Here is a 21,559-nt window from a genome sequence, read left to right as displayed (position 1 = left end):
GCATAGCTGGTCTCGGCGCAGCCGGCGCAGGAGCCGGAGAACTCCAGCATGGGCTGCTTGAACTGGCTGCCCTTGACGGTGTTGTCCTGCATATCCTTCTTCTCGGAGACCTCGGCGACGCAGTAGTTGAAGACCTCCTGCTGAGCAGCCTCCTGCTCCTGAGGCACCATGGTCAGAGCGCCCACGGGGCACTGGCCCACGCACACGGCGCAGCCCATGCAGTCCAGAGGAGACACAGCCATGGTGTACTTGTAAACGCCCTTGCCCTTGCCGGCCTTGATGTCCACGATCTTGGCAGCGGCGGGAGCCTTGGCGGCCTCCTCCTCAGTCAGAGCGTAGGGACGGATGGTGGCGTGGGGGCAGACATAGGCGCAGTTGTTGCACTGGATGCACTTGGTGGAATCCCAGGTGGGGACGTTGACGGCAACGCCGCGCTTCTCGTAAGCGGCAGCGCCCAGCTCGAACTGGCCGTCCACGTGCTTGACAAAAGCGGAGACGGGCAGAGAGTCGCCGTCCATCTTGCCGACGGGGTTCAGGATAGTCTTGACCTGCTCCACCAGCTCGGGCTTGCCGGTGAGGACGGTGGTATCAGCCACATCCTGTGCATCGGCCCAGTCGGCGGGCACGTCGAACTTCTTGTACGCAGTGGCACCGGCATCGATGGCCTTGTGGTTCATGTCCACGATGTCCTGGCCCTTCTTCAGGTAGGAGTGGGTGGCAGCGTCCTTCATGTACTGGACAGCCTCAGCCTCGGGCATCACCTTGGCCAGAGAGAAGAAGGCAGACTGCAGAATGGTGTTGGTGCGCTTGCCCATGCCGATCTTGGCAGCCAGGTCGATGGCGTCGATGGTGTAGACCTGGATGTTGTTCTTGGCGATGTAGCGCTTGGAAGCAGCGTCCAGATGGTGGCTCAGCTCCTCATCGCTCCACTGGCAGTTGATGAGGAAGGTGCCGCCGGGCTTCACATCACGGACGATGGGGAAGCCCTTGGTGATGTAGGAAGGCACATGGCAGGCCACAAAGTCGGCCTTGTTGATGTAATAGGAGGACTTGATGGGCTTGTCGCCGAAGCGCAGGTGGCTGACGGTGACGCCGCCGGTCTTCTTGGAGTCATACTGGAAGTATGCCTGAACATACTTGTCGGTATGGTCGCCGATGATCTTGATGGAGTTCTTGTTGGCGCCGACAGTGCCGTCGCCGCCCAGGCCCCAGAACTTGCACTCGATGGTGCCCTCGGGAGCCACGCCGGGAGCGGGCTTCTCCTCCAGGGAGAGGTGGGTGACATCGTCCACGATGCCGATGGTGAACTCGCGCTTCATCTCGTCCTTGTTCAGCTCGTCATAGACAGCGAACACGGAAGCGGGCGGAGTATCCTTGCTGCCCAGACCATAACGGCCGCCGATGACCTTGACGTCGGTCTTGCCGGCGTTGGCCAGAGCGGTGACAACATCCATGTACAGAGGCTCGCCCTGGGAGCCGGGCTCCTTGGTGCGGTCCAGCACGGCGATCTTCTTGCAGGTGGCGGGGATGGCGGCAAGCAGCTTGTCGGCCCGGAAGGGACGATACAGACGGACCTTCACCATACCGACCTTCTCACCCTGGGCGGTCATGTAGTCGATGACTTCCTCAGCCACGTCGCAGATGGAGCCCATGGCGATGATGACGCGCTCAGCGTCGGGAGCACCATAGTAGTTGAACAGCTCATAGTTGGTGCCCAGCTTCTCGTTGACCTTGTGCATGTACTTCTCCACAACGTCGGGCAGGGCGTTGTAGTAGGAGTTGCAGGCCTCACGATGCTGGAAGAAAATATCGCCGTTCTCGTGAGAGCCGCGCATGTTGGGGCGCTCAGGATTCAGGGCGTGCTTGCGGAACGCGGCAACGGCGTCCATGTCGCACATTTCCTTCAGATCGTCGTAATCCCACACGGCAACCTTCTGGATCTCGTGAGAAGTGCGGAAGCCGTCGAAGAAGTTGATGAAGGGAACGCGGCCCTCGATGGCGGCCAGATGGGCCACAGGAGCCAGATCCATAACCTCCTGGGGATCGTTCTCGCACAGCATGGCAAAGCCGGTCTGACGGCAGGCCATGACGTCGGAGTGATCACCAAAGATGTTCAGAGCGTGAGAAGAAACGGTACGAGCGGAGACGTGGAACACGCAGGGCAGCAGCTCGCCGGCGATCTTGTACATGTTGGGGATCATCAGCAGCAGGCCCTGAGAGGCCGTGTAGGTGGTGGTCAGTGCACCGGCGGCCAGAGAGCCGTGCACAGTACCGGACGCGCCGGCCTCGGACTGCATCTCCACCACCTTGACGGTGGTGCCAAAGATGTTCTTCTGACCAGCGGCAGCCCACTGGTCCACCAAGTCTGCCATGGGAGAGGACGGGGTAATCGGATAGATGCCCGCCACTTCGGTAAACGCATAGCTGACATATGCAGCCGCGTTGTTACCGTCCATGGACTTGAACTTTCTTGCCATAAACTTACCTCCTATTTTTGCTGCCGAGAGGGCAGCATCTTGCCAAAACACGAATCTCGGACGCTCCCCCGATTTTCATGCGGTAGTATTATATCACTTGTCTTTTCCCATGTAAACGGGCACTTTGTTATTTTTTGCACAATTTTTATGTTTTCTGCGGATAGGACAAAAGGCCCCCGGTTTTTTGGTGAGTTTTTCGGTGAATGGGTTCCCTATTTTCCCTATCTGTGGTAAAATTTTGGCAGAATTACGCGCCGCAGGTGCCGGCGCAGACGAGGTGAGGGTCATGGTGGTATCGGTGCGTTCTCTGGGCCTGGGAGGCGTGGCGGGCTATGAGGTCCGGGCGGAGTGTTTTCTCTCCGGCGGCCTGCCCGCTTTCGATGTGGTGGGACTGCCGGACACCGCCGTGCGGGAAGCCCGGGAGCGGGTTCGGGCAGCTGTGAAAAACTGCGGCGCCAAGTTCCCCGTCAGCCGCATTACGGTCAATCTCGCCCCGGCGGGGCAGAAAAAAGCGGGCACGGTGTATGACCTTCCTATTTTCATTGGGATCCTGGCGGCGTCCGGGGAGCTGCCCCCTCCCCCGGCGGACGCAGCCTTTATCGGAGAGCTGTCCCTGACGGGGTCGCTGCGTGGGATCCCCGGCGTGCTGCCCATGGCACTGGCGGCCCGGGAGGCGGGAATCCGGCAGCTGTTCGTTCCGGCGGAGAACGCCGCGGAGGCCACCTTGGCAGGCGGGCTCACGGTCTACGGCGTGGAGACGGTAGCGGCCCTTGCCGCCCACCTGCGGGGGGAAGCGCCCCTCTCCCCCGCTCCGGCCTGGGAGCCGGAGGCGGAAACGGAAGACCTGCCGGACCTGCGGGACGTGATGGGACAGGAAAACGTGAAGCGGGCACTGGAGATCGCCGCGGCAGGAGGCCATAACCTGCTGATGATCGGCTCGCCGGGCTCCGGCAAATCCATGCTGGCCAAGCGGCTGCCCTCCATCCTCCCGGAGATGACCCGGGCGGAGGCCCTGGAGACCTCCGGTATTTGGTCGGTGGCGGGGATGACGGATCCGGGACACCCCCTGCTGACCCGGCGGCCCTTCCGCGCGCCCCATCACACGGCATCCGCCGCGGCGCTGGCAGGAGGCGGCCCGGCCATGCGGCCCGGGGAGATCAGTCTGGCCCACAACGGCGTGCTCTTCCTGGACGAGCTGCCGGAATTCCACCGGGATGTGCTGGAGGCCCTGCGCCAGCCCCTGGAGGATGGGACGGTAACGGTGGCCCGGGCCGGCGGAACGCTGCACCTGCCCGCCCGGTTCCAGCTGGTCTGCGCCATGAACCCCTGCCGGTGCGGCTGGCGGGGACACCCTTCCAGGCGGTGCACCTGCTCGGACCGGGAGGTGGCCAAGTACGTGGAGAAGATATCCGGGCCGCTGCTGGACCGCATCGACCTCCACGTGAGCGTTGCCCCGGTGGAGTATGAGGCCATGCGGCGGCGGGAGACGCCGGAATCCTCGGCAGCCGTGCGGGAGCGGGTGGAAGCCGCCCGGGCCATCCAGCGCAGGCGCTATGCGGGAACGGACACCGCCTGCAACGCCCAGATGACCCCCGCCCAGATCGCCGCCTTCTGCCGTCTGGATGGTGCCGGGGACGCCCTGATGAAAGGCGCCTTCCAGCGGATGGGCCTCACGGCCCGGAGCCACGACCGGGTACTGCGGGTGGCCCGAACCATCGCGGATCTGGAGGGTGAGACGGAGATCAGCGCTACCCACATCGCCGAGGCGGTGCAGTTCCGAAACACCGACATTTTAAGGGGATAAGCAAAGCGCCCGGCCAAAAGCCGGGCGCTTTTTTGCGCATTCAGCGGATGAAGTTGGTCATGGTGCGGGGGAAGCTCTCCGGCGGGGGCAGGGTCTCCCGGGTAGCGGCAAGGACCTTCACCATCCAGGCCATGTCACGGCCCAGACGGGCGGCCACCTCCACGCCCTCGGTATCGGCCAGGGCCTCGCCGGGGTCGGCGCCGTGGACGGCGCCCCAGTAGTCGGAGGTCACCAGGACCATTTCCATGGCGTTCATGGTGCCCAGGAGCTGCTGATAGGTCTCCATACCACCGGAGCGGCGGAGGGTACACAGGGCGCCGCCCACCTTGTGGGCAAACTGGTTGACGCCGCAGCCAGCGGCAAGCATCATCCGGTCCAAGACGCACTTCATACCGCCGGCAATGCCGCCGTGGTAGACGGGAGAGGCCAGGAGGATGCCGTCGGCGGCGCAGCAGGCGGCGATGACATCGTTGACGGCATCGTCCGTCTGGACGCAGCGGAGGCTGCCGGTATTCAGGCAGTGGTAGCAGGCCATGCAGGGGTGGACTTTGGGGCCGGGCTGGAGCACCTCAAACTCCACGCCGGCGGAGACCACCTCCCGGCGCACCACCTCCAGCAGCTGGGTGATATTCCCATTCTTCCGGGGACTTCCGTTGATGGCAACGATCTTCATGGGATCCCTCCAAACTCAAGTATTCACAGGGGATTGTCTGATACTGCCATTATAGCCCATGGGGGACATCCTGGCAACGGGAGAAAAAAATTTGCCGGGGTTGCACAAAACCGTGCAACTTCCGGCAGGCGGGGCCCCTATGGGGGGAATTCTATACTCGGAGCGGTCAAATGGGGTGATATGGGAGGAATGACTTTGAATACAACGGAACACTATCAGCTGAACCAATGGGAGGGCAGCGACCGCATCATGCGGGAAGATTTCAACGCGGACAACCGGAAAACGGAGGAGGCGCTGACAGAACTGGCAGACACAGTGGCCCAAAAGATCGGGCAAGCGGAGGTGGATGCCACCTTGAAATGGGTGAAGATCGGGGAAAGCGTGCTGAGTGGAAACGCCAAAGGCGTAAGCGTCACCGTGGAAAATGTGGAGCAGTACTGCTGTCTGCTGATGCTACTCGACGTGAAAGGCGGTACAAAGGTTTCCATCAAATGGACAGGCGGCTCCACAGAATACATTTTACTTAACGGTGGGTGGGATCCCCTGGAGCGATCTTTCGGCGGCATTTTTGCCCAGCCTCTGGCAGGAGGAGGCGTTTTCTTCTGGGGAGGCACCGATTACCTGGCAGGAAGCGGATATGGCCCCAGTCAGGGGCTGCTGACCGGGGCGGCCACAAGCGGAACGGTAACTGTGGAGGTGCTGGCAGTAACCGGTAACGATGCCTCCGCAAATGCCATGGAGAGCGGCAGCAGCCTGTATGTTTACGGGCTGCGGAAGTAAGGGGGACAAAACAAGACCCCCGCTCATACGAGCGGGGGTCTTGCTTATCTCAAATCAGAATCTGATTTTTGATAAGGATCAGGTGGCAGAAACGGTCACGGTCACGCTGGTGGCAGTCTTGAAGATATAGGTGCCGTTGAAGCCGGACACGGCAGTGTCGCCCACGGTGACGGTCTTGGTAGTGGTGCCATCAGCGAAGGTGACAACCATTTCCACATTCTCGTTGGCCTTCACGGTCAGGACATCGTCATCATAGTAGGACACACCGTTGATCTTGACCAGAGCATTGGTGATGTTGAAAGTCAGGTTGACCATGTCGGAGCTGCCCTTGACAGCGATGTACTTGACATCGGTCTCGCCGTTGGCAGTGTCAACCAGCTTGAAGACCTGCACGTCGCCGGCGCTGACAGAAGCAGTCTTATTACCAATGACATAGGTGCTGGTGCTGGTGAAGGAGTCAGAAGCGGAGGTGAAGTTCTGCCAGTAAGCAGTAGCACTACCCTCGGCATCGAAGTCCACAGCGAAGGTGGAGCCGGGAACATACTCGATGGCGTTCTTGTAAGCCTGAGAAGCAGAGGTGTAGGCGCTGACTTCCTCGCCGTTGAAGGTCACGTTGGAGACCTTGGGCTCAGCGGGAGCAGCCTTCTCGTGACGATAGATGTAGACCAGCTCAGCGGTCTCCTCGTCCTGCTTCAGGACCTGGACCTGGATGTTGTAATCATCGTCGTCCATGTCGTCCAGACGGCCGTCATAGATGGCATCCAGCTCGTAGGTGCCGTCCTTCTGCAGGGCGTAATCCACCACGACGAAGACGGTCTCATCGTTGACGTCGTACTTGTTGGAGGAAGTCTGAGCAGCGCCAGCCCAGAAGGCATCGATACCAACAGCGACAACGGGCTTCGTAGCGGGCATACCAGCAGAGGTAACCTCAGTGATGTACTCCTCGTCCACGGTCTTGGTGACCTTGTAGAGGGTATCAGCCTTGAGGACGTTGCTGCCAGACTTGTCAGCGTTGTACTTGATGTTCAGAGGAGTCTTTTCGCCGTTGACATAGGCGTTCGCATAGGTCCAGAAGTCATCGCCATCATAGCGGAAGGACTCACGCTTGGTATCCTTCAGCATGAAGTAGGTGCTGGCGGAATCATAGATGTCGCCATCGAGGATGAAGACCACGGAAGCGATCTTGCCGTCCATGACATAGGCGATCTCAGCGTTGTCAACGTTGGGAACTTCCTTGTAGCCAGTGTAAGCAACACCGTTCATGGTGTCCACGAAGATGGTCTTGTTGTCCACGATGAAAGCGTTAGCACCAGCCTGGACATAAGCCTTGCCGTTGTGGATCTCAACAGTCTTGGTGGGATCAGCGGGATCGGTGGTGTCCATATAGTACTGTCTCACATCGCTGTTCTCGTCGGTCACGCTGGCAGCAACGGGAACATAGGTGAGAGAATAGACGCCCTTGCTAGAAACAGAGTACTTCCAGATCAGGCCGTCCACGTTGGTGCGCTGCTTCCAGTCGTTGTTGGTATTGCCGTCATTGTCAATCCACTCGATGGAGTCGCCGGTGCTGGAGAATTTGATGGGCTTGCCCAGGCTGGGAACAGTCATGCTGTTGGGCAGCTTGCCTTCCAGCTCGTCGTCCAGATCAACCTTGGGGTTGGTGGCGTCGGGCAGATAGACCTTGGCGATCCAGTCGCGCAGCTCCTCGTCGGAGTCGGTGACGAACAGGTACTGGTCCACAGTCTCCTCAGAGGGAGCGAAGCCCAGAACGTAGCCGTTGGGATCCAGGTACACGATGTAGTCCTCATCCAGAGTGGGGTGAGCAACCACGTTGGTGTTCTCGCTCAGGTCATAGACCATGTGGCTCTGCTGAGCGGGATCCTTAGCATCCTCAGAATAGACATACTTGTCGCTGTCCATCTTCAGATAGGTCTCACCGGTCACCTTGGTGGAGTTGTTGGCCTTATCGGTATCCTTATCCACGCGGGTGACGGTGCCGGTGACGGTCTCGGGCTCAAAGACCTCGCCGATGACATACTCGTCCTCGTCGTCGTCCCAATCCATGGTGAAGACCACATAGTCGTCCTCAGCATAGCCCTCGACATAGAAGGTCTTGTTGTCCAGATCCTTGGCGCCCTTGGACAGAACGGAAACGGTGATGTACTCGCCGTCGTCATCGCTCTTGACCTTGGAAACCTGGCCCAGATAGTAGTTGAACTCGACCACGTCAACGGTCTCTTCCAGGTCGTTGACATAGACCTCGGTGACAGTGCCCTCGCCGGTGTAGACCCACTCGTCATCGTTGTTCTTGGCGGGGATGGTACCGGTCTTCTGCTCCACACCGTTGATGTAGAAGGACCAGTCATACTCGTCCTTGTCGGTGATCACGCCGCCAAGATCCTTGTACACGTCGCCCTCTTCCATGGACTCGGTGTAGACATAGGTGGGATCGATGGAAGTGAAGGTGCCGATCTCGGCCTTCTTGTTCTTCCAGGTGTTAGCGGGACGGCCATAGATGCCCTCGCCAACTTCCAGCTCCAGATTGGGGAAGTACTTCTCAGCGAACTGGACGTAGCCGTCCTTCTTGATGTTGCCATCGTTGCTCTTCAGAGCGGTGCCCCAAGCAACCTCGGTACGAGCGCTGGCCAGAACCACGTCGGCGCCGTTGACGTTGACCGTGGTGGTCTGGGGATACTCGACCATGGTGGCCTTCAGGGTGTTCAGGGAGTACAGGCAAGCCTCTTCACGGTTGACGTAAGCCTGACCGGTGAAGTCGTCATTGCCCTTGGCCAGGCCGATGGCGATGGCCTGCTTGGCAACGTTGATGGACCAGTTGGCACCGGTGTAACCCTCAACATCGCTGTTGTAGCCCAGAGCGCCCAGCAGCATCTTCATGAACGCATAGCCGGTCAGAGGAGCGGCGGGCTTGAAGGTGCCGTCAGCATAACCGCTGATGATGCCAGTCTTCTGGCAGTAAGCGATATAGCCGGCAAAGGTGTGGTTGACGGGGACGTCGCTGTAGGGAGCGGTATCAGCACCCAGAGCAGCGGCGGTGGTGGGGCCAAGGATCAGGTTGCAGATGATCTTGGCAGCGGCACCACGGGTGAGGTTGGTGGTGGGCTGGAAAGAACCATCGGTGTAACCATCGATGACCTTCACCTCGGACATCACGGCGACAGCTTCATCATAAGTGATGGACTTGTCATCCGTGAAGTCCTTGGCGCCAGCGCTGACGGTGACCAGAGACATGGTCATCACCAGAGCCAGAACCAGAGAAAGGAACTTCTTCATGGTAGGATCTTCCTCCTTTTAAGATTTACGGTCCGTTTGCACCGCGCCCCGCTTGCCGTTCCCGGTCTCGTGTCGGGGCTAGCCGAACCAAACCATGTTGGCCTACACCAAACCTGGAATTGGCCGTCGGGTAGCCGTGCTCCCGTCCGCACAGTCAATGTACCTGAAAATTTTTCCGCTGTCCAGCGTTTTGGCCCAGACGTAATGCAAATGAGACGCGGCGCGCTTTTTGTGGATTTTTTTGCCATCCGAAGGTAACAAATCAGAGGCCTCCCGGAACAAAAGACGGGGCCGCAGCCGCACATCCGCAGCCGTGGCCCCGCCGCTTTTTCCATATGAAAAAGAGGGCTTCACGCTTGTTTTAATGTATATCGCTGCTTTTCCTGCACAATCTGTCCGTTTTCCACCATGCGGCGCAGAATGGGCCGGCACTGCCGGGGATCCACATGCAGCAGCTGCGCAATGTCCTGCCGGTAGGCAAATCCCTCCCGGGTGAGATACTCCAAAATCACCTGGGGCTGCCGCTCCGGCGGCACCACCTGGCCGAAGAGATAGTACCGGGTGCCGATCTGGGTGAGCTTGCCCCGCTGAACCATCTGCTTGAGCCGGTTGTAGGCCGTGGTGCGGGAAACGCCCAGCAGCTCCATGGCCTGGTTGCGGGTGATGTACTGGTGGCGGCGGACCCAGGATACCACCTGGTTCTCCCCGCCGACCCGGATCTCACAGTCCACCCGCAGGTCCCGCAGCGTCACATCGTCCATCCCGCCGCGAACCAGTGCCGCCCGGGTGAGTTTGGAAAGCCGGGTGCGATCCAGAGCGTGGCCGGTGCGGGGCGCCGCCACCACCGCCTTCTGGGATGCAGGCGTCTTCTCCCGCAGCTGACGCAGTACCCCCAGCACACCGCTGGTCATGGCCACCGTCCGCTCCGGCAGGTGAAGCTCCTGCCGCTGCAGATCCACCTGGTCCCAGGTGAGGGCCACAATCTCGTCCAGCCGCAGGCCCATCTGCCACGTCAGCCACAAAGCCACGCCCGCCGGTGACATCTTCTCCGCCTGCAGCAGCTTCCACAGGGCAAATTCATCAATGTGTACCGTCTCTTCCCGCTTGGCCCGGGTGGAGACGTGCTTTTCTTTCATATAAGTCCCAAAATGCGCATTGAGGGCCGCCGCCTCCATCCCCGTGATCCGGGATACATACTGCCAGTCGTGCCGGGCAAGCTGCCGGAGTACGTAATCGTGGCGCAGGTCGATGAGCCGCACCTTCGTCTGCCCCTCCTTGTCCAGCGCGCCCCGCACCAGCCGGGAAATAGACTGGGGCGTCAGCGGCTTGCGGTCCCGGTCCGAGAGCACCACCGCCTCGGAGGCGCGGTTGCGCTCCCGGCGCAGCGTCTCCAGCCAATCGGCCAGCTCCTCCTCCAACGGCACCTCCCGATCCGGCAGCACAATGCGCCGGTCCTGAAAGTCAATCTGCGCCCAGGTGAGGGTCTGGATCTCCTCCCGCAGCAGGCCCGCCTGCCACGCAAGACGCAAAATCGCCCCCACCGCGTTGTCCGGATTCTGCTGTAAGATGCGCCTCATGACCTCTTCATCTGGGCGGTTCACGATGTATTCCGCCATGCATTTTCCCCTCTTTGTTACAACTATGTATCAAATAACAGACTACTAAATACTGGGAATCCCTCCTGGCTTTCCCACGGCCAGCAGGATTTTTTCAACGTGCTTTCGGTTACATTATGTTACAATTATGTGCCAAAATACATTTTCTGTAAAATTACACTCAATCCGTTGTGGCACAAGGGTTTGGAGATTTTCCATATCTGTAAAATACGCCAAAAAGTAACAAAAATCAATATCCTATGTCATTTTTTACGGTAACCTCCCCGGCGGAAGCGGCCCGCGATCTTCACCGCGATGATCGATGAACAAGCGGGGATTACAGGGGAAAATCCGCAAAAAAGCACGCCCCGCCGGAGGGGCAAAGGAGCTGTCTAAAAAAAGAGAGGCGGCCGGTTGGCCGCCTCTCTTTATTTTACAGTGCAGGTTTGGATCAGTCGTAGTCGCTCTCCCAGGTGAGGATGGTGCCGGTAGCGGCGTCGATGTCGCAGTCGTACTCCATACGGCCGTTGCGCATCTCAACCTCGTACACGGTGCGGCCGTCGTCCCGGTCCAGCTGGCACTTGACCACGGTGGTTCCGCTGGGAGCACGGCCCAGGGCGATGGACTTGGCCTTGTCGGCGGTGATCAGCGTACCGGAGGTGCCGGAAGAAACCGCAGAGGGAACTGTGAAGTCCTCCAGATCCCGGTCGGAGCTGCGGATGGCGCCGGTGATGGCGTCGATGTCATAATCGTACTCCACGTTGCCGCTGTAGAACTCCACCTCGTACTCGGCCCGGCCGTCGTCCCAGTCCAGACGAACCTTCAGGAATACGGCGTTGGACTCCTTCACGCCAGCGTCGTTCAGGGCGATTTCTTTGGCCCGGCTCTCGCCGATGTAGCTGCCGGAGTCCGCCTTCTGGGATGCAGCCTGTTCCATGGTGGTCAAAACCACGGTGTCGGTGGCGGAATTGTAGGACACCTCCATGCCTGCGGCCTCACACACCGCCCGGACGGGGGCGTAGGTGGTGCCGTTGTAGAGGAACACCGGCACTTCCTTGCCGCTGACATCCCGGGGGGTGAATTTCGCGCCGTTGAGGGTGATGCCGATGCCGTCCTCCACCTGGATGGTGCGCTGATAGGTGGCGGTGGCGGTGATGCCCAGTGCCGCTACCAAAGCCGTCAGCACCAGGGCGGAGGCGAATCCCTTCCAGTAACCAGTCTTCTTCATACTCGTTTCTCCTTCTTATATGTTTATTTTTTGATTGGACAGATGTTTTCTGCGATGGTCTCCGGCGGGGGTACCTCCCGCCCTTTCTACACCAATAATGGATGGGCCGGCGGTTTTATTGCACCAGATCAAAAATTTTTTTGAGATTTTTTCCAGCCGGGGCCGCCGGAAAAAAATCAGGGCTTTTTCTCGCAGGCCGAATGCGGTATAATGCAGCTATCGAAAATCTGATTTCATGTGTTCGGAGGAGCCGTTTTATGAACCAACAAGAAATTTTCCTTTTGAAGCTGGGCGAGGTGGTCCTCAAGGGCCTCAACCGCCGCTCCTTTGAGGATAAACTCCTCTCCAACGTCCGCCGCCGCCTGCGGGGCTGCGGCAGCTTCCAGGTGTATCTGCGCCAGAGCACCATCTATGTGGAGCCCCAGGGGGAGTGCGACATGGAGGCTGCCTGGGAGGCCTGCCGCCAGGTCTTCGGCGTGGTCTCCATCGCCCGGGCGGTACCTTGCGAGAAAACCGTGGAGGCCATCACCGACACGGCGGAAAAGTACCTGGCATCGGAGTTTGCCAAAGCCAAAAGCTTTAAGGTGGAGAGCAAGCGGGCGGACAAGAGCTATTACCTCAATTCCATCCAGATCTCCCAGGAGGTGGGCGGTGAGCTGGCGGAGCGTTTCCCCAGCGTGGCGGTGGACGTCCACAATCCCGACCTCACGGTGTACGTGGAGATCCGGGAAAAGGCGGCCTATGTCCACGCCCCTGCCGTCCCCGGCGCCGGCGGACTGCCGGTGGGCATGGGCGGCCGGGCGGTGAGCCTCCTCTCCGGCGGCATTGACTCCCCCGTGTCCTCCTGGATGATGGCCCGGCGGGGCGTGGAGCTGGAGATGGTCCACTTCGTCTCCCCGCCTTACACCTCCCAGCAGGCCCAGGACAAGGTGCTGGAGCTGGCCCATCTGCTGACGGGCTACTGCGGACGGCTGGTGGTGCATATCGTGCCCTTCACCAAGATCCAGGAGGAGATCCGCAAGAACTGCCCGGAGGAGTACTTTACCCTCATCATGCGGCGGTTCATGATGCGCCTTGCCCAGGCGGTAGCCCGGAAGATCGGCGCCAAGGCCCTGGTCACCGGCGAGTCTTTGGGCCAGGTGGCCAGCCAGACCATGCTGGCCCTGGGCACCACCGACGACGTGTGCGAGATGCCGGTGCTGCGGCCCCTCATCGGCATGGACAAGGTGGAGATCATCCGCATTGCCCGGCAGATCGGCACCTTTGATACCTCCATTCTCCCCTACGAGGACTGCTGCACCGTGTTCACCCCCCGGCACCCCTGCACCCGTCCCAAGCTGGAGGATGTCCGGGCGGCGGAGGCGGCGCTGGACGTGGACGCCCTGGTAAACGAAGCCTTTGCCCAAAGTTCCTGGGTCCGGGTGAAGATCACCGACGAGCCCCGGATCTGAGGGAAGTCTTTCTATCACGGCACACACTGCCCAAATCATTGCCGTGGGCACCGCTCCCGGGCAACATCGCCAACGTCCCGCAGGTTCTCTGAACCTGCGGGAGCCCTGTTTTTCTCACATCCTCGGGCGGAGTGAATCCGCCCTTGCGGAAATACTGCGCTGACGCTCCGTATTTACGGCGGCACTGGCCGCCGGATTGGTGTCGGCGACTGGAGGCCTTTTATCATGGCACACACTGCTGAAATCATTGCCGTAGGCACTGAGCTGCTCCTGGGCAACATCGCCAACACCAATGCCCAGGTGCTCTCCCAAAGCCTCAGTGCCCTGGGCATCAACGTCTTCTGGCACACAGTAGTGGGAGACAACCCCACCCGGCTGCGCCAGGCGGTGGACACCGCCCGGCACCGGGCGGACATCCTCATCACCACCGGCGGCCTGGGCCCCACCTACGACGACCTCACCAAGGAGACCGTCTGCGCCGCCTGCGGCAAGGCGCTGGTGTTCCACCCGGAAATTCTCTCGGACATCGCGGACTTCTACGAAAAAAACCTTCACGCCCCCATGCCGGACAACAACCGCCAGCAGGCTATGCTCCCGGAGGGGTGCGTGGTGTTCGACAATCCCGTGGGCACCGCCCCCGGCTGTGCCTTCGAAGCCGACGGCGTCCATGTGCTGATGCTCCCCGGCCCGCCCCACGAGATGGTGACCATGCTGCGCCGCTGCGCCGAGCCCTATCTCCGGAGCCTTTCCCGGGAAATCATCGTCTCCCACGACATCATGACCTTCGGCCTGGGAGAGTCCTATGTGGACCAGCTGCTCCACGAGCAGATGTCCCACATGGAAAACCCGTCTCTTGCCACCTACGCCAAGCCCTGCGAGGTGCGCCTGCGGGCCACCGCCAAAGCCCAGAGCGCCGAACAGGCGGAGGAGATGCTTGCCCCGGTGGTGGATGAGGTGAAAACGCTCCTGGGCCCCTACGTCTACGGCGTGGACGTGACGGGGCTGGAGGCGGTCTGCTCTTCCCTGCTGCTGGAGCGGGGCCTTACCCTGGCTACCGCCGAGAGCTGCACCGGAGGCCTCATCGCCCGGCGGATCACCGCCCTGCCGGGGGCCTCCCGGGTCTACCGGGGCGGCGTGGTCAGCTACTGGACGGAGGTGAAAGCCGCCGTGCTGGGGGTCCCTCAGGACCTTCTGGACCAATACGGCGCCGTGTCGGAGCCCACTGCCCGGGCCATGGCAGAGGGTGCCCGGCGCATCACCGGAGCGGACATCGCCGTCTCCGTCACCGGCGTGGCGGGCCCCGACCCCGATGAGCGGGGCAATCCCGTGGGCCTGGTGTTCATCGGCCTGGCCACCCCCGACGGCACCTTCTGCCGCCGGACGGAGTCCGGCCGCCGCACCCGGGACCGGATCCAGGACCTCTCCGCCAACCACGCCCTGGACATGGTACGCCGCTACCTCACCGGGCTGGAGCTGTGACCCGGCTGTCAAACAGGATCGCTGCCATACGGCAGCGATCCTGTTTTTGTTTTCTCCTTCTGCCCCATCCCCTTGAAAAGACAAAAAACCAGTTTTCCAAAAGATGCATTTGTTAGATGCTCCGGCTTTATGTTACATTTATAGAGCAAAATAAATAGATTTTAGAACACAGCTCAGTGCGGTTTCAGGAGGAAACACATGCGAACCATTCCACATTCCATCATATCCGGCCTGCTGGCCCTGGCGTTGACGCTGACGGCGGCGCCGGCACCGGCTCTGGCAACCGCCCCGGATGACACCGTCTTCAGCCAGGCGGCCCACGGGGACGATCCCGGGGATTCCGAGGATCTGCCCATTCCGGAAGAAGATCCGGCCGGGGCCAAAATCGGCGCCGTCTGCTACCCGACCCTCTCCGATGCGCTTGCTGCCGCCGTCAGCGGCGACACCATCACGCTGCTGGAGGACGCGGTGCTGGACGGCAGCGGGCTGGGCAATACCAAGGGGGTACTGACCCTGACGCAGGATCTCACCATCGACGGCGGCGGCCACACCCTGACTGCCACCGGCATCTCCTATGACACCGGCAGCGGCGGCGGCCCCAATCTGATAAATGTGGAAGAGGGGGCCCGGGTAATTCTCCGGGATCTCACCATCGACGGCGGCAGCCAGGCCAAAAACGGTCTGAACCTCTACGGCTCCACCGCTGTCCTGGAGAACGTGACCGTGGAAAACTGCCGCTGGTATGCGGTGGTGTGCAACGGCTCCGCCATGGAGATCCACGGCCTCACCACCCGGGGCAACAGCTGGGGCATCAATGTGGACAACCTGGCCGGTTCACCCAGCCGCTTTGCCATGGACGCGGGCACCATCGGCGAGGAGGTCTCCGTCTTTTTCCAGTCCGGCAATGCCGGAGTATCCGCTCCCACCACCGGCGTCATCTCCGGCGGCACCTACCGCCAGGTGGGGTTCCTGCCCGAGACCACGGGTGTGGAGCTGACCATCACCGGCGGTACCTTCTCCTTTGACCCCAGCGCCTACACAGGCTCCGCCCAAGTCCAGGACAACGGAGACGGCACCTGGACGGTACATCCTTCCCCCGACCAGGGCACCGGCACCCCCGGCGGCTCCGATGAGGACACCAGCTCCCCCGATGAGGAGGACCCCGATACGCCCGACGGGGATTCCGGCTCCTCCGGCGGTGCCGGGGACGGCTCCGGCGGCTCCACCACCACGGAAAAGAACCCCGACGGCTCCATGACCACCACCGTCACCCAGCCCGACGGCACCGTCACCCAGACCCATCAGACTGCCGACGGCGTCACCGGCACCACGGTCACCGACGCCAGCGGCACCATCACCGAAATGACTGTGTCCGTCCCCTCCTCCGTGGCCGCCAGCGCCGCGGAGGCCGGAGAGACCGTGACCCTTCCGGTGGAAGTCCCCGCCGCCTCCAGCAGCGATGCCGCCCCCGCCGTGGAGATCTCCCTGCCCCACAGCGCCGGCAGCGTCCGGGTGGAGATCCCCGTGGGAACCGTCACCCCCGGTACCGTGGCCGTCCTGGTCAACGCCGACGGCACGGAAGAGATCCTCAAGACCTCTCTCCCCACGGAGGCAGGGATCACCCTGACCCTGGCGGGCAGCGCCACGGTAAAGGTCATGGACAACAGCCTGTCCTTCCCCGACGTCCACCAGGCGGCGTGCTGGGCCCAGGACCCCATTGACTTTGTCACCAGCCGCCAGCTGTTCCACGGCACCTCCCAAACCACCTTTGCCCCCGACGCGCCCACCACCCGGGCTCAGCTCATGACCGTGCTGGCCCGCCTGGACGGGGCGGCGGATCTTGCCGGAGGCTCGTCCCTCCAGCAGGGCATGGCATGGGCTGTGGAAAACGGCCTCACCGACGGCTCCAACCCCTCCGGCGCCATTTCCCGCCAGCAGCTGGCGGTGGTCCTCTACCGCTACGCCGGAAGTCCCTCCGCCTCGTACGCCCACGCATTTCCCGACGGCCATCTGGTGGCGGACTACGCCGCCGACGCCATGGCCTGGGCGGTGGAAAGCGGCATCATCAACGGCAGGGCCGACGGGACCCTGGACCCCACCGGACGTGCCACCCGGGCCCAGGTGGCGGCCATGGTGCAGCGCTACTGCTTCCAAATGGGCTGATTGCCCCATTTTAGCAGCCCCGGCAAAAGCCGGGGCTGCTTTTTTCCTCTCTATCCCAGGGCTACGTCCAGCACCATCATGATGAGAAAGCCTCCCACAAAGGCGCAGGTACCGGCCCGGCTGTGGGCTTGGGGCACCAGCTCCTCCACGGTGACGTAGAGCATGGCTCCGGCGGCTGCGCTCAAAAGCCAGGGCATCAGCGGCTGCGCCGCCGCTGCCAGGGCCACCACCGCCACACCGAACACCGGCTCTACCGCCCCGGAGAGCACCCCGGCGCCAAAGGCTCTGCCCCGTCCCCGGCCCACCAGAGGCAGCGACACCGCCGCCCCCTCCGGGAAGTTCTGGATCCCGATGCCCAGAGCCAGGGCCGCGGCCCCCGCCAGGCCCGCTCCGTCAGCGGCCAGGGCAAAGGCCAGGCCCACCGCCATACCCTCAGGAATGTTGTGGAGGGTGATGGCGGTCATCAGCAGCGTCTCCCGCCGCTGTTCCATCCCCCGCAGGTGGGTCAGGGCCTCATCCAGGGCCGCCAGGAACACCGCTCCCAGCAGCATTCCTCCCGCCGCCGGCAGCCAGGCCGGCAGCGCCAGGGCCTCCGCCCGCTCAATGGCCGGCAGCAGCAAGCTCCACACGGAGGCCGCCGTCATCACCCCCGCGGCAAACCCCAGCATCCCCTTTTGACACCGGGGCTCCGGCGCCCCGGAAAAGAAAAACACCAGCGCGGCGCCCAGGGTGGTCATCAGAAATGTAAACCCCGTCCCCAGCGCCGCCCGGCACAATGCCTGCAGCATATGTCTCCCCATCCTCTTGTGATTTCGGGCGGAGCACCGCCCGTATGACAGCATACGCGGCGGCTGCCCCGGGGGTGACGGCCTTGCCTTTTCCCCCGGAGGGTGGTATGATACAGACAGGATAACAACGGGAAACTCATATAAGTTCGCTGTGACGGCGCGAACGTTTCTACGGGGCCGCCCAAGGCCCGGCTATGAGTGTCCGCGCAGCTGTGCGCGGGCGCTCCTTTTGTTTTTCCAGAATTTTGGAAAGCGAGGAATCCCTATGACCACAACGATTTTGAAGGGCACCATCGTCTCCGCCGCCGCGGCCGGGGCGCCGGAGATCACGGAGGGCGGCTATCTGGTGGCGGAGGACGGCGTCATCACCGGGGTCTTCCCCACCCTGCCGGAACGCTATACCGGTGCGCCGGTGGAGGATTTCGGCTCCTGCCTGATCCTCCAGACGTTCGCAGACCTGCACCTCCACGCCCCCCAGTATCCCATGCTGGGCACCGGCATGGACCTGACGCTGCTGGACTGGCTCAACACCTACACCTTCCCGGCGGAGGCCCGGTTTGCCGATCCGGACTACGCCCGGGACGTCTACCGCAAGCTGTCCGCGGAGCTCATTGCCCACGGCACTACCCGGGTGGCCATGTTCTCCTCCCTCCACACCGATGCCACGCTGATCCTCATGGAGGAGCTGGAGCGGGCGGGGGTCACCGGCTATGTGGGCAAGGTGAACATGGACCGCAACGCCGCCCCCGGGGTCCTGGAGGAGACCACGGAGGAATCCATCCGGGAGACGGAGCGGTGGCTTGCGGAATGCGGCCGCTTCTCCTACGTCCGCCCCATGCTCACCCCCCGGTTCACCCCCTCCTGCACCGATGAGCTGATGGCCTGGCTGGGCAAGACCGCCCGGGAGCGTCATCTTCCCATCCAGTCCCACCTCTCCGAAAATGACCGGGAGATCGAATGGGTGCGCCAGCTGCACCCGGACTGCACCCAGTATTGGGAGACCTACGCCAAGTTCGGCCTGTGGAACGACCGCACTCTCATGGCCCACTGCGTCTGGTCCGACCAACGGGAGCGGGCGGCCATGAAGGAGGCGGGGGTCACGGTGGTCCACTGCCCGGACTCCAATGTCAACGTCTGCTCCGGCACCGCCCCGGTGCGGACCATGCTCCAGGAAGGGCTGAAGGTAGCCCTGGGCAGCGACATTGCCGGCGGCGACCACCTGGACATGTTCGACGTCACCGCCTCCGCCATCCGGGCCTCCAAGGTCCGGCAGATGACGGATTCCGCCCACCCCGCCTTCTTGACGGTGCCGGAGGCATGGTACCTGGCCACCTCCGCCGGAGCGGCCTTTTTCGGAGAGGCCCCGGGCTTCGCCCCCGGCAATCCCCTCCACGCCATGGTGCTCTCCGACGATGCCCTCCCCCAGTCCCATGCCCTGACGGGCCGGGAGCGGTTCGAGCGGTGCGTCTACCGCCGCCAGCCGGGAGCCCTCCGGGCGGTGTGGAGCGCCGGACGGAAGGTGTACGAGGCTGTCTGAAAAGGCCGAAAAAAGAGACGCCTGACGGCGTCTCTTTTTTATTGCAGCTCCTGCTCCAGCCGGGTAAATTCCGGCCCGGAGAAAAATTCCTCCAGGGAGATCTCCAACCCATCGCACAGCAGCTTGATGGTGACAATCCCCGGGTTTTTGCTGTTTCCGTATAAGATGCTCTTCACCGTGGAAGGAGAAACGCCGGATTTTGTCGCCAACTTGTTCACCGTCCAGCCTCTCTGCCCGCACAAGACCACCAGCCGGTTGGCAACCGCCCTCCGCGTATCCATGGCCTGTCTCCCCTTTCGTTTGACATATCACCATGTTACGAAAGGTCCTTGCAAAAAGTTGTCGATATATGATACTATATAGGCGATATATCGACTACTGGGGTGATTTTATGCAAAGCCCACAGGACTTCTATCGCGCCCTGGCGTCCGACGCCGCAGTCCGGGCGCTGCTGCGCATCCGGGATATCCTGGCGGACGAGACCCTCTCCGACAAAACCTGCTTCCAAAAGATCGAGGCCATCGTCACGCTGCTGGAGGGGCTGGGGGTGGACTGCGGCGGCCGCCACGACTTTGGCTGACCCGGCCCGGAAGAAACAAGCCCCCGGCGCGCATAGGAATGCGCTCCGGGGGCTTTCCGTCAGATGTTCAAAACAGGTGTACCACGCCCATGGTCAGCGCCGTGATGATGATGCCGGCGATGACCACACCCATGGCAATGGCGGGCATGGCGTGGCGCAGGCGGATATCCAGCACCGCGGCTACCAGCGCGCCCGTCCAGGCTCCGGTACCCGGCAGGGGGATGGCCACCAGGATCATCAGCCCCGCCAGACGGTACTTGCGCACCAGCCGCCCCTTGAGATGGGCCCGGCGCTCCAGCCACTGGATCCGGGGGCCGAAGGTGCGGGTGCGGCGCAGCCAGTCGAAGATCCGCCGGGTCAGCAGGATGATGAAGGGCACCGGCACCAGGTTCCCCACAATGGACACGGCACAGGCCACGGCGGGAGGCAGCCCCGCCGCCACCCCCACAGGGATGGCGCCCCGCAGCTCCAGTATCGGCGTCATGGCCGTGAAAAACGTCAGCAGCAATTCGTGAAACATGTCTTCCGCAGGCATCCGGGCATCCTCCTGGCTTTGATGTGGGCCCGAAGGGAACTTCCGCCACGGGCATATGCACCTAGTTTACTCCAGATTCAGGCGGTTTTTCAAGAAGTATGTGGTCATGACGTAAAATACGGCGGCATAGACCAAGCAGGCGGCGATGAGGATGCCCATGCCCATATGGACGGCGGCCATGCCGGACACCCGGAAATCCAGACTGCCCAACAGCCGGTTGATAAACGGCGCGTCCAGGGAGAGCAGCAGCAGGCTTCCCACCAGCTGAGAGGCAAACTGCAAAATGAAGAAGAACGCCACGGACCAGGCAAATTTGTGGTTCGAGAAGCTGTGGCCGATGGCCAGAGCCGCGTAAAACTGCAGGCAGAACCCAATGCAGCCCACAAAGGCCAGCACCAGCAGCTCCAGCAAAAACACCGTGCCGTTGATGGCGTAATAGGCGGTGACCTGTTGGAACAGCACCTGCAGGGCATGGACAAGTCCCTTCACAAAGCCCACATCCATGGCCATCATCATGAAGGAGATCATCACGGCCACGCCGGTGACGATGAACCACACGGAGGAGACGATGAGCTTGCTCCACACCTGCTGGTGCACGGAGGCGGGCAGGGTGAACATGAGATACCCCTCATCCCGCAGCAGGTTCTTGTAAAACCGCTGGACCATCAGGTAAATGCTCATGGCGCACACCGCCATGATGGCCACTACAAAGGCCATCACCAGCAGGGCCCCCAGAATGTTCAAAACGGGGTACGGAGTCTCCAGAATGCCCCGGGTAGAGAGGTTGGCGCCCAGAGCCGTCACCAGCAGCACCAGATACAGCGGCCCCATGATCCGGGCCGTGGCACGAAATTCGTGCTTGATGAGTTTCCTCAGCATTTGAACACCTCCCGGAACAGGGCGTCCACGCTCATACCCTTCTCCTCCCGGATCTGGTCCACGGAGGACTGGAGCATCACACGGCCCCGGTCAATGAAAATAACCTCGTCCAGCACTTTTTCCACATCCGCGATGAGATGGGTGGAAATCACCACCGCCGCGTCGGGGTTGTAGTTGCCGATGATGGTGGAGAGGATGTAATCCCGGGTGGCGGGATCCACACCGCCGATGGGCTCATCCAGCAGATACAGCTTGGCCGCCCGGCTCATCACCATGATGAGCTGCACCTTCTCCCGGGT

The 21,559-nt window shown here is 61.9% G+C and carries 16 protein-coding genes, 1 pseudogene and 1 riboswitch; of the genes and pseudogenes, 7 read left to right on the top strand and 10 right to left on the bottom strand.

Annotated elements, in window-relative coordinates:
- A partial coding sequence (gene nifJ / locus ACT67G_RS09040; RefSeq protein WP_443664024.1) for a pyruvate:ferredoxin (flavodoxin) oxidoreductase occupies positions 1 to 2,477 on the bottom strand: 2,477 nt, incomplete at its 3' end.
- 286 nt (positions 2,478 to 2,763) lie between these two features.
- Here nifJ and ACT67G_RS09035 point away from each other — a divergent pair.
- Complete coding sequence (locus ACT67G_RS09035) at positions 2,764 to 4,281, top strand: YifB family Mg chelatase-like AAA ATPase (protein WP_443664023.1); 1,518 nt, start codon at positions 2,764 to 2,766, stop codon at positions 4,279 to 4,281.
- Positions 4,282 to 4,321: 40 nt separating this feature from the next.
- Here ACT67G_RS09035 and ACT67G_RS09030 read toward each other — a convergent pair whose 3' ends face one another.
- Positions 4,322 to 4,954, bottom strand: a complete 633-nt coding sequence (locus ACT67G_RS09030; protein WP_443664022.1) for a flavodoxin family protein — start codon at positions 4,952 to 4,954, stop codon at positions 4,322 to 4,324.
- Between the two features lie 195 nt (positions 4,955 to 5,149).
- Here ACT67G_RS09030 and ACT67G_RS09025 point away from each other — a divergent pair, with 195 nt between their 5' ends.
- Positions 5,150 to 5,734, top strand: coding sequence for a hypothetical protein (locus tag ACT67G_RS09025; RefSeq protein ID WP_443664021.1), 585 nt, complete (start codon positions 5,150 to 5,152; stop codon positions 5,732 to 5,734).
- A 78-nt stretch (positions 5,735 to 5,812) separates the two neighbouring features.
- On the opposite strand, the gene ACT67G_RS09020 is transcribed toward ACT67G_RS09025, so the two are convergent.
- The 3 genes from ACT67G_RS09020 to ACT67G_RS09010 all read right to left on the bottom strand — a co-directional run bounded on the left by ACT67G_RS09020 (position 5,813) and on the right by ACT67G_RS09010 (position 11,848).
- Complete coding sequence (locus tag ACT67G_RS09020) at positions 5,813 to 9,025, bottom strand: S-layer homology domain-containing protein (protein WP_443664020.1); 3,213 nt, start codon at positions 9,023 to 9,025, stop codon at positions 5,813 to 5,815.
- A gap of 350 nt (positions 9,026 to 9,375) precedes the next feature.
- Positions 9,376 to 10,641, bottom strand: a complete 1,266-nt coding sequence (locus ACT67G_RS09015) for a tyrosine-type recombinase/integrase (RefSeq protein ID WP_443664019.1) — start codon at positions 10,639 to 10,641, stop codon at positions 9,376 to 9,378.
- 430 nt (positions 10,642 to 11,071) lie between these two features.
- The gene (locus ACT67G_RS09010; protein WP_325247845.1) at positions 11,072 to 11,848 is read right to left on the bottom strand and encodes a PepSY domain-containing protein; all 777 of its coding nucleotides are present in this window, start codon (positions 11,846 to 11,848) and stop codon (positions 11,072 to 11,074) included.
- A 257-nt stretch (positions 11,849 to 12,105) separates the two neighbouring features.
- Here ACT67G_RS09010 and thiI point away from each other — a divergent pair, with 257 nt between their 5' ends.
- From thiI to ACT67G_RS08995, 3 genes are all read left to right on the top strand, one after another.
- The gene (thiI, locus tag ACT67G_RS09005) at positions 12,106 to 13,299 is read left to right on the top strand and encodes a tRNA uracil 4-sulfurtransferase ThiI (RefSeq protein WP_443664018.1); all 1,194 of its coding nucleotides are present in this window, start codon (positions 12,106 to 12,108) and stop codon (positions 13,297 to 13,299) included.
- Positions 13,300 to 13,524: 225 nt separating this feature from the next.
- Positions 13,525 to 14,778, top strand: a complete 1,254-nt coding sequence (locus ACT67G_RS09000; protein ID WP_443664017.1) for a competence/damage-inducible protein A — start codon at positions 13,525 to 13,527, stop codon at positions 14,776 to 14,778.
- A 198-nt stretch (positions 14,779 to 14,976) separates the two neighbouring features.
- On the top strand, positions 14,977 to 16,941 hold the full coding sequence (locus tag ACT67G_RS08995; RefSeq protein ID WP_443664016.1) for an S-layer homology domain-containing protein: 1,965 nt from the start codon (positions 14,977 to 14,979) through the stop codon (positions 16,939 to 16,941).
- Positions 16,942 to 16,991: 50 nt separating this feature from the next.
- Here the strand turns inward: ACT67G_RS08995 and ACT67G_RS08990 are convergent, their stop codons facing one another.
- On the bottom strand, positions 16,992 to 17,729 hold the full coding sequence (locus tag ACT67G_RS08990; protein WP_325244140.1) for a ZIP family metal transporter: 738 nt from the start codon (positions 17,727 to 17,729) through the stop codon (positions 16,992 to 16,994).
- A 116-nt stretch (positions 17,730 to 17,845) separates the two neighbouring features.
- A riboswitch (purine riboswitch) is annotated at positions 17,846 to 17,944 on the top strand.
- Between the two features lie 50 nt (positions 17,945 to 17,994).
- On the opposite strand from ACT67G_RS08990, the gene ACT67G_RS08985 reads away from it, so the two are divergent.
- Positions 17,995 to 19,266, top strand: coding sequence for an amidohydrolase family protein (locus ACT67G_RS08985; RefSeq protein ID WP_443664015.1), 1,272 nt, complete (start codon positions 17,995 to 17,997; stop codon positions 19,264 to 19,266).
- A 38-nt stretch (positions 19,267 to 19,304) separates the two neighbouring features.
- Here ACT67G_RS08985 and ACT67G_RS08980 read toward each other — a convergent pair whose 3' ends face one another.
- A complete protein-coding gene (locus tag ACT67G_RS08980) occupies positions 19,305 to 19,547 on the bottom strand; it encodes a helix-turn-helix domain-containing protein (RefSeq protein ID WP_325247015.1) in 243 nt (80 codons plus the stop codon).
- Positions 19,548 to 19,657: 110 nt separating this feature from the next.
- On the opposite strand from ACT67G_RS08980, the gene ACT67G_RS08975 reads away from it, so the two are divergent.
- Positions 19,658 to 19,846 (top strand): hypothetical protein, encoded by a 189-nt coding sequence (locus ACT67G_RS08975; RefSeq protein WP_443664014.1) that lies wholly within the window; start codon positions 19,658 to 19,660, stop codon positions 19,844 to 19,846.
- A 67-nt stretch (positions 19,847 to 19,913) separates the two neighbouring features.
- Here the strand turns inward: ACT67G_RS08975 and ACT67G_RS08970 are convergent, their stop codons facing one another.
- From ACT67G_RS08970 to ACT67G_RS08960, 3 genes and pseudogenes are all read right to left on the bottom strand, one after another.
- The gene (locus ACT67G_RS08970) at positions 19,914 to 20,381 is read right to left on the bottom strand and encodes a COG2426 family protein (protein ID WP_325247017.1); all 468 of its coding nucleotides are present in this window, start codon (positions 20,379 to 20,381) and stop codon (positions 19,914 to 19,916) included.
- 66 nt (positions 20,382 to 20,447) lie between these two features.
- Positions 20,448 to 21,260, bottom strand: a complete 813-nt coding sequence (locus ACT67G_RS08965; RefSeq protein ID WP_443664013.1) for a hypothetical protein — start codon at positions 21,258 to 21,260, stop codon at positions 20,448 to 20,450.
- Positions 21,254 to 21,559: pseudogene (locus ACT67G_RS08960) on the bottom strand (ABC transporter ATP-binding protein); the annotation flags it as partial. The pseudogene ACT67G_RS08960 and the gene ACT67G_RS08965, both read right to left, overlap by 7 nt.

The organism is Dysosmobacter sp., from assembly GCF_052306735.1.
In the GTDB taxonomy this organism is placed as follows: domain Bacteria; phylum Bacillota; class Clostridia; order Oscillospirales; family Oscillospiraceae; genus Oscillibacter.
This window is presented reverse-complemented; position numbering and strand designations above follow the sequence as displayed.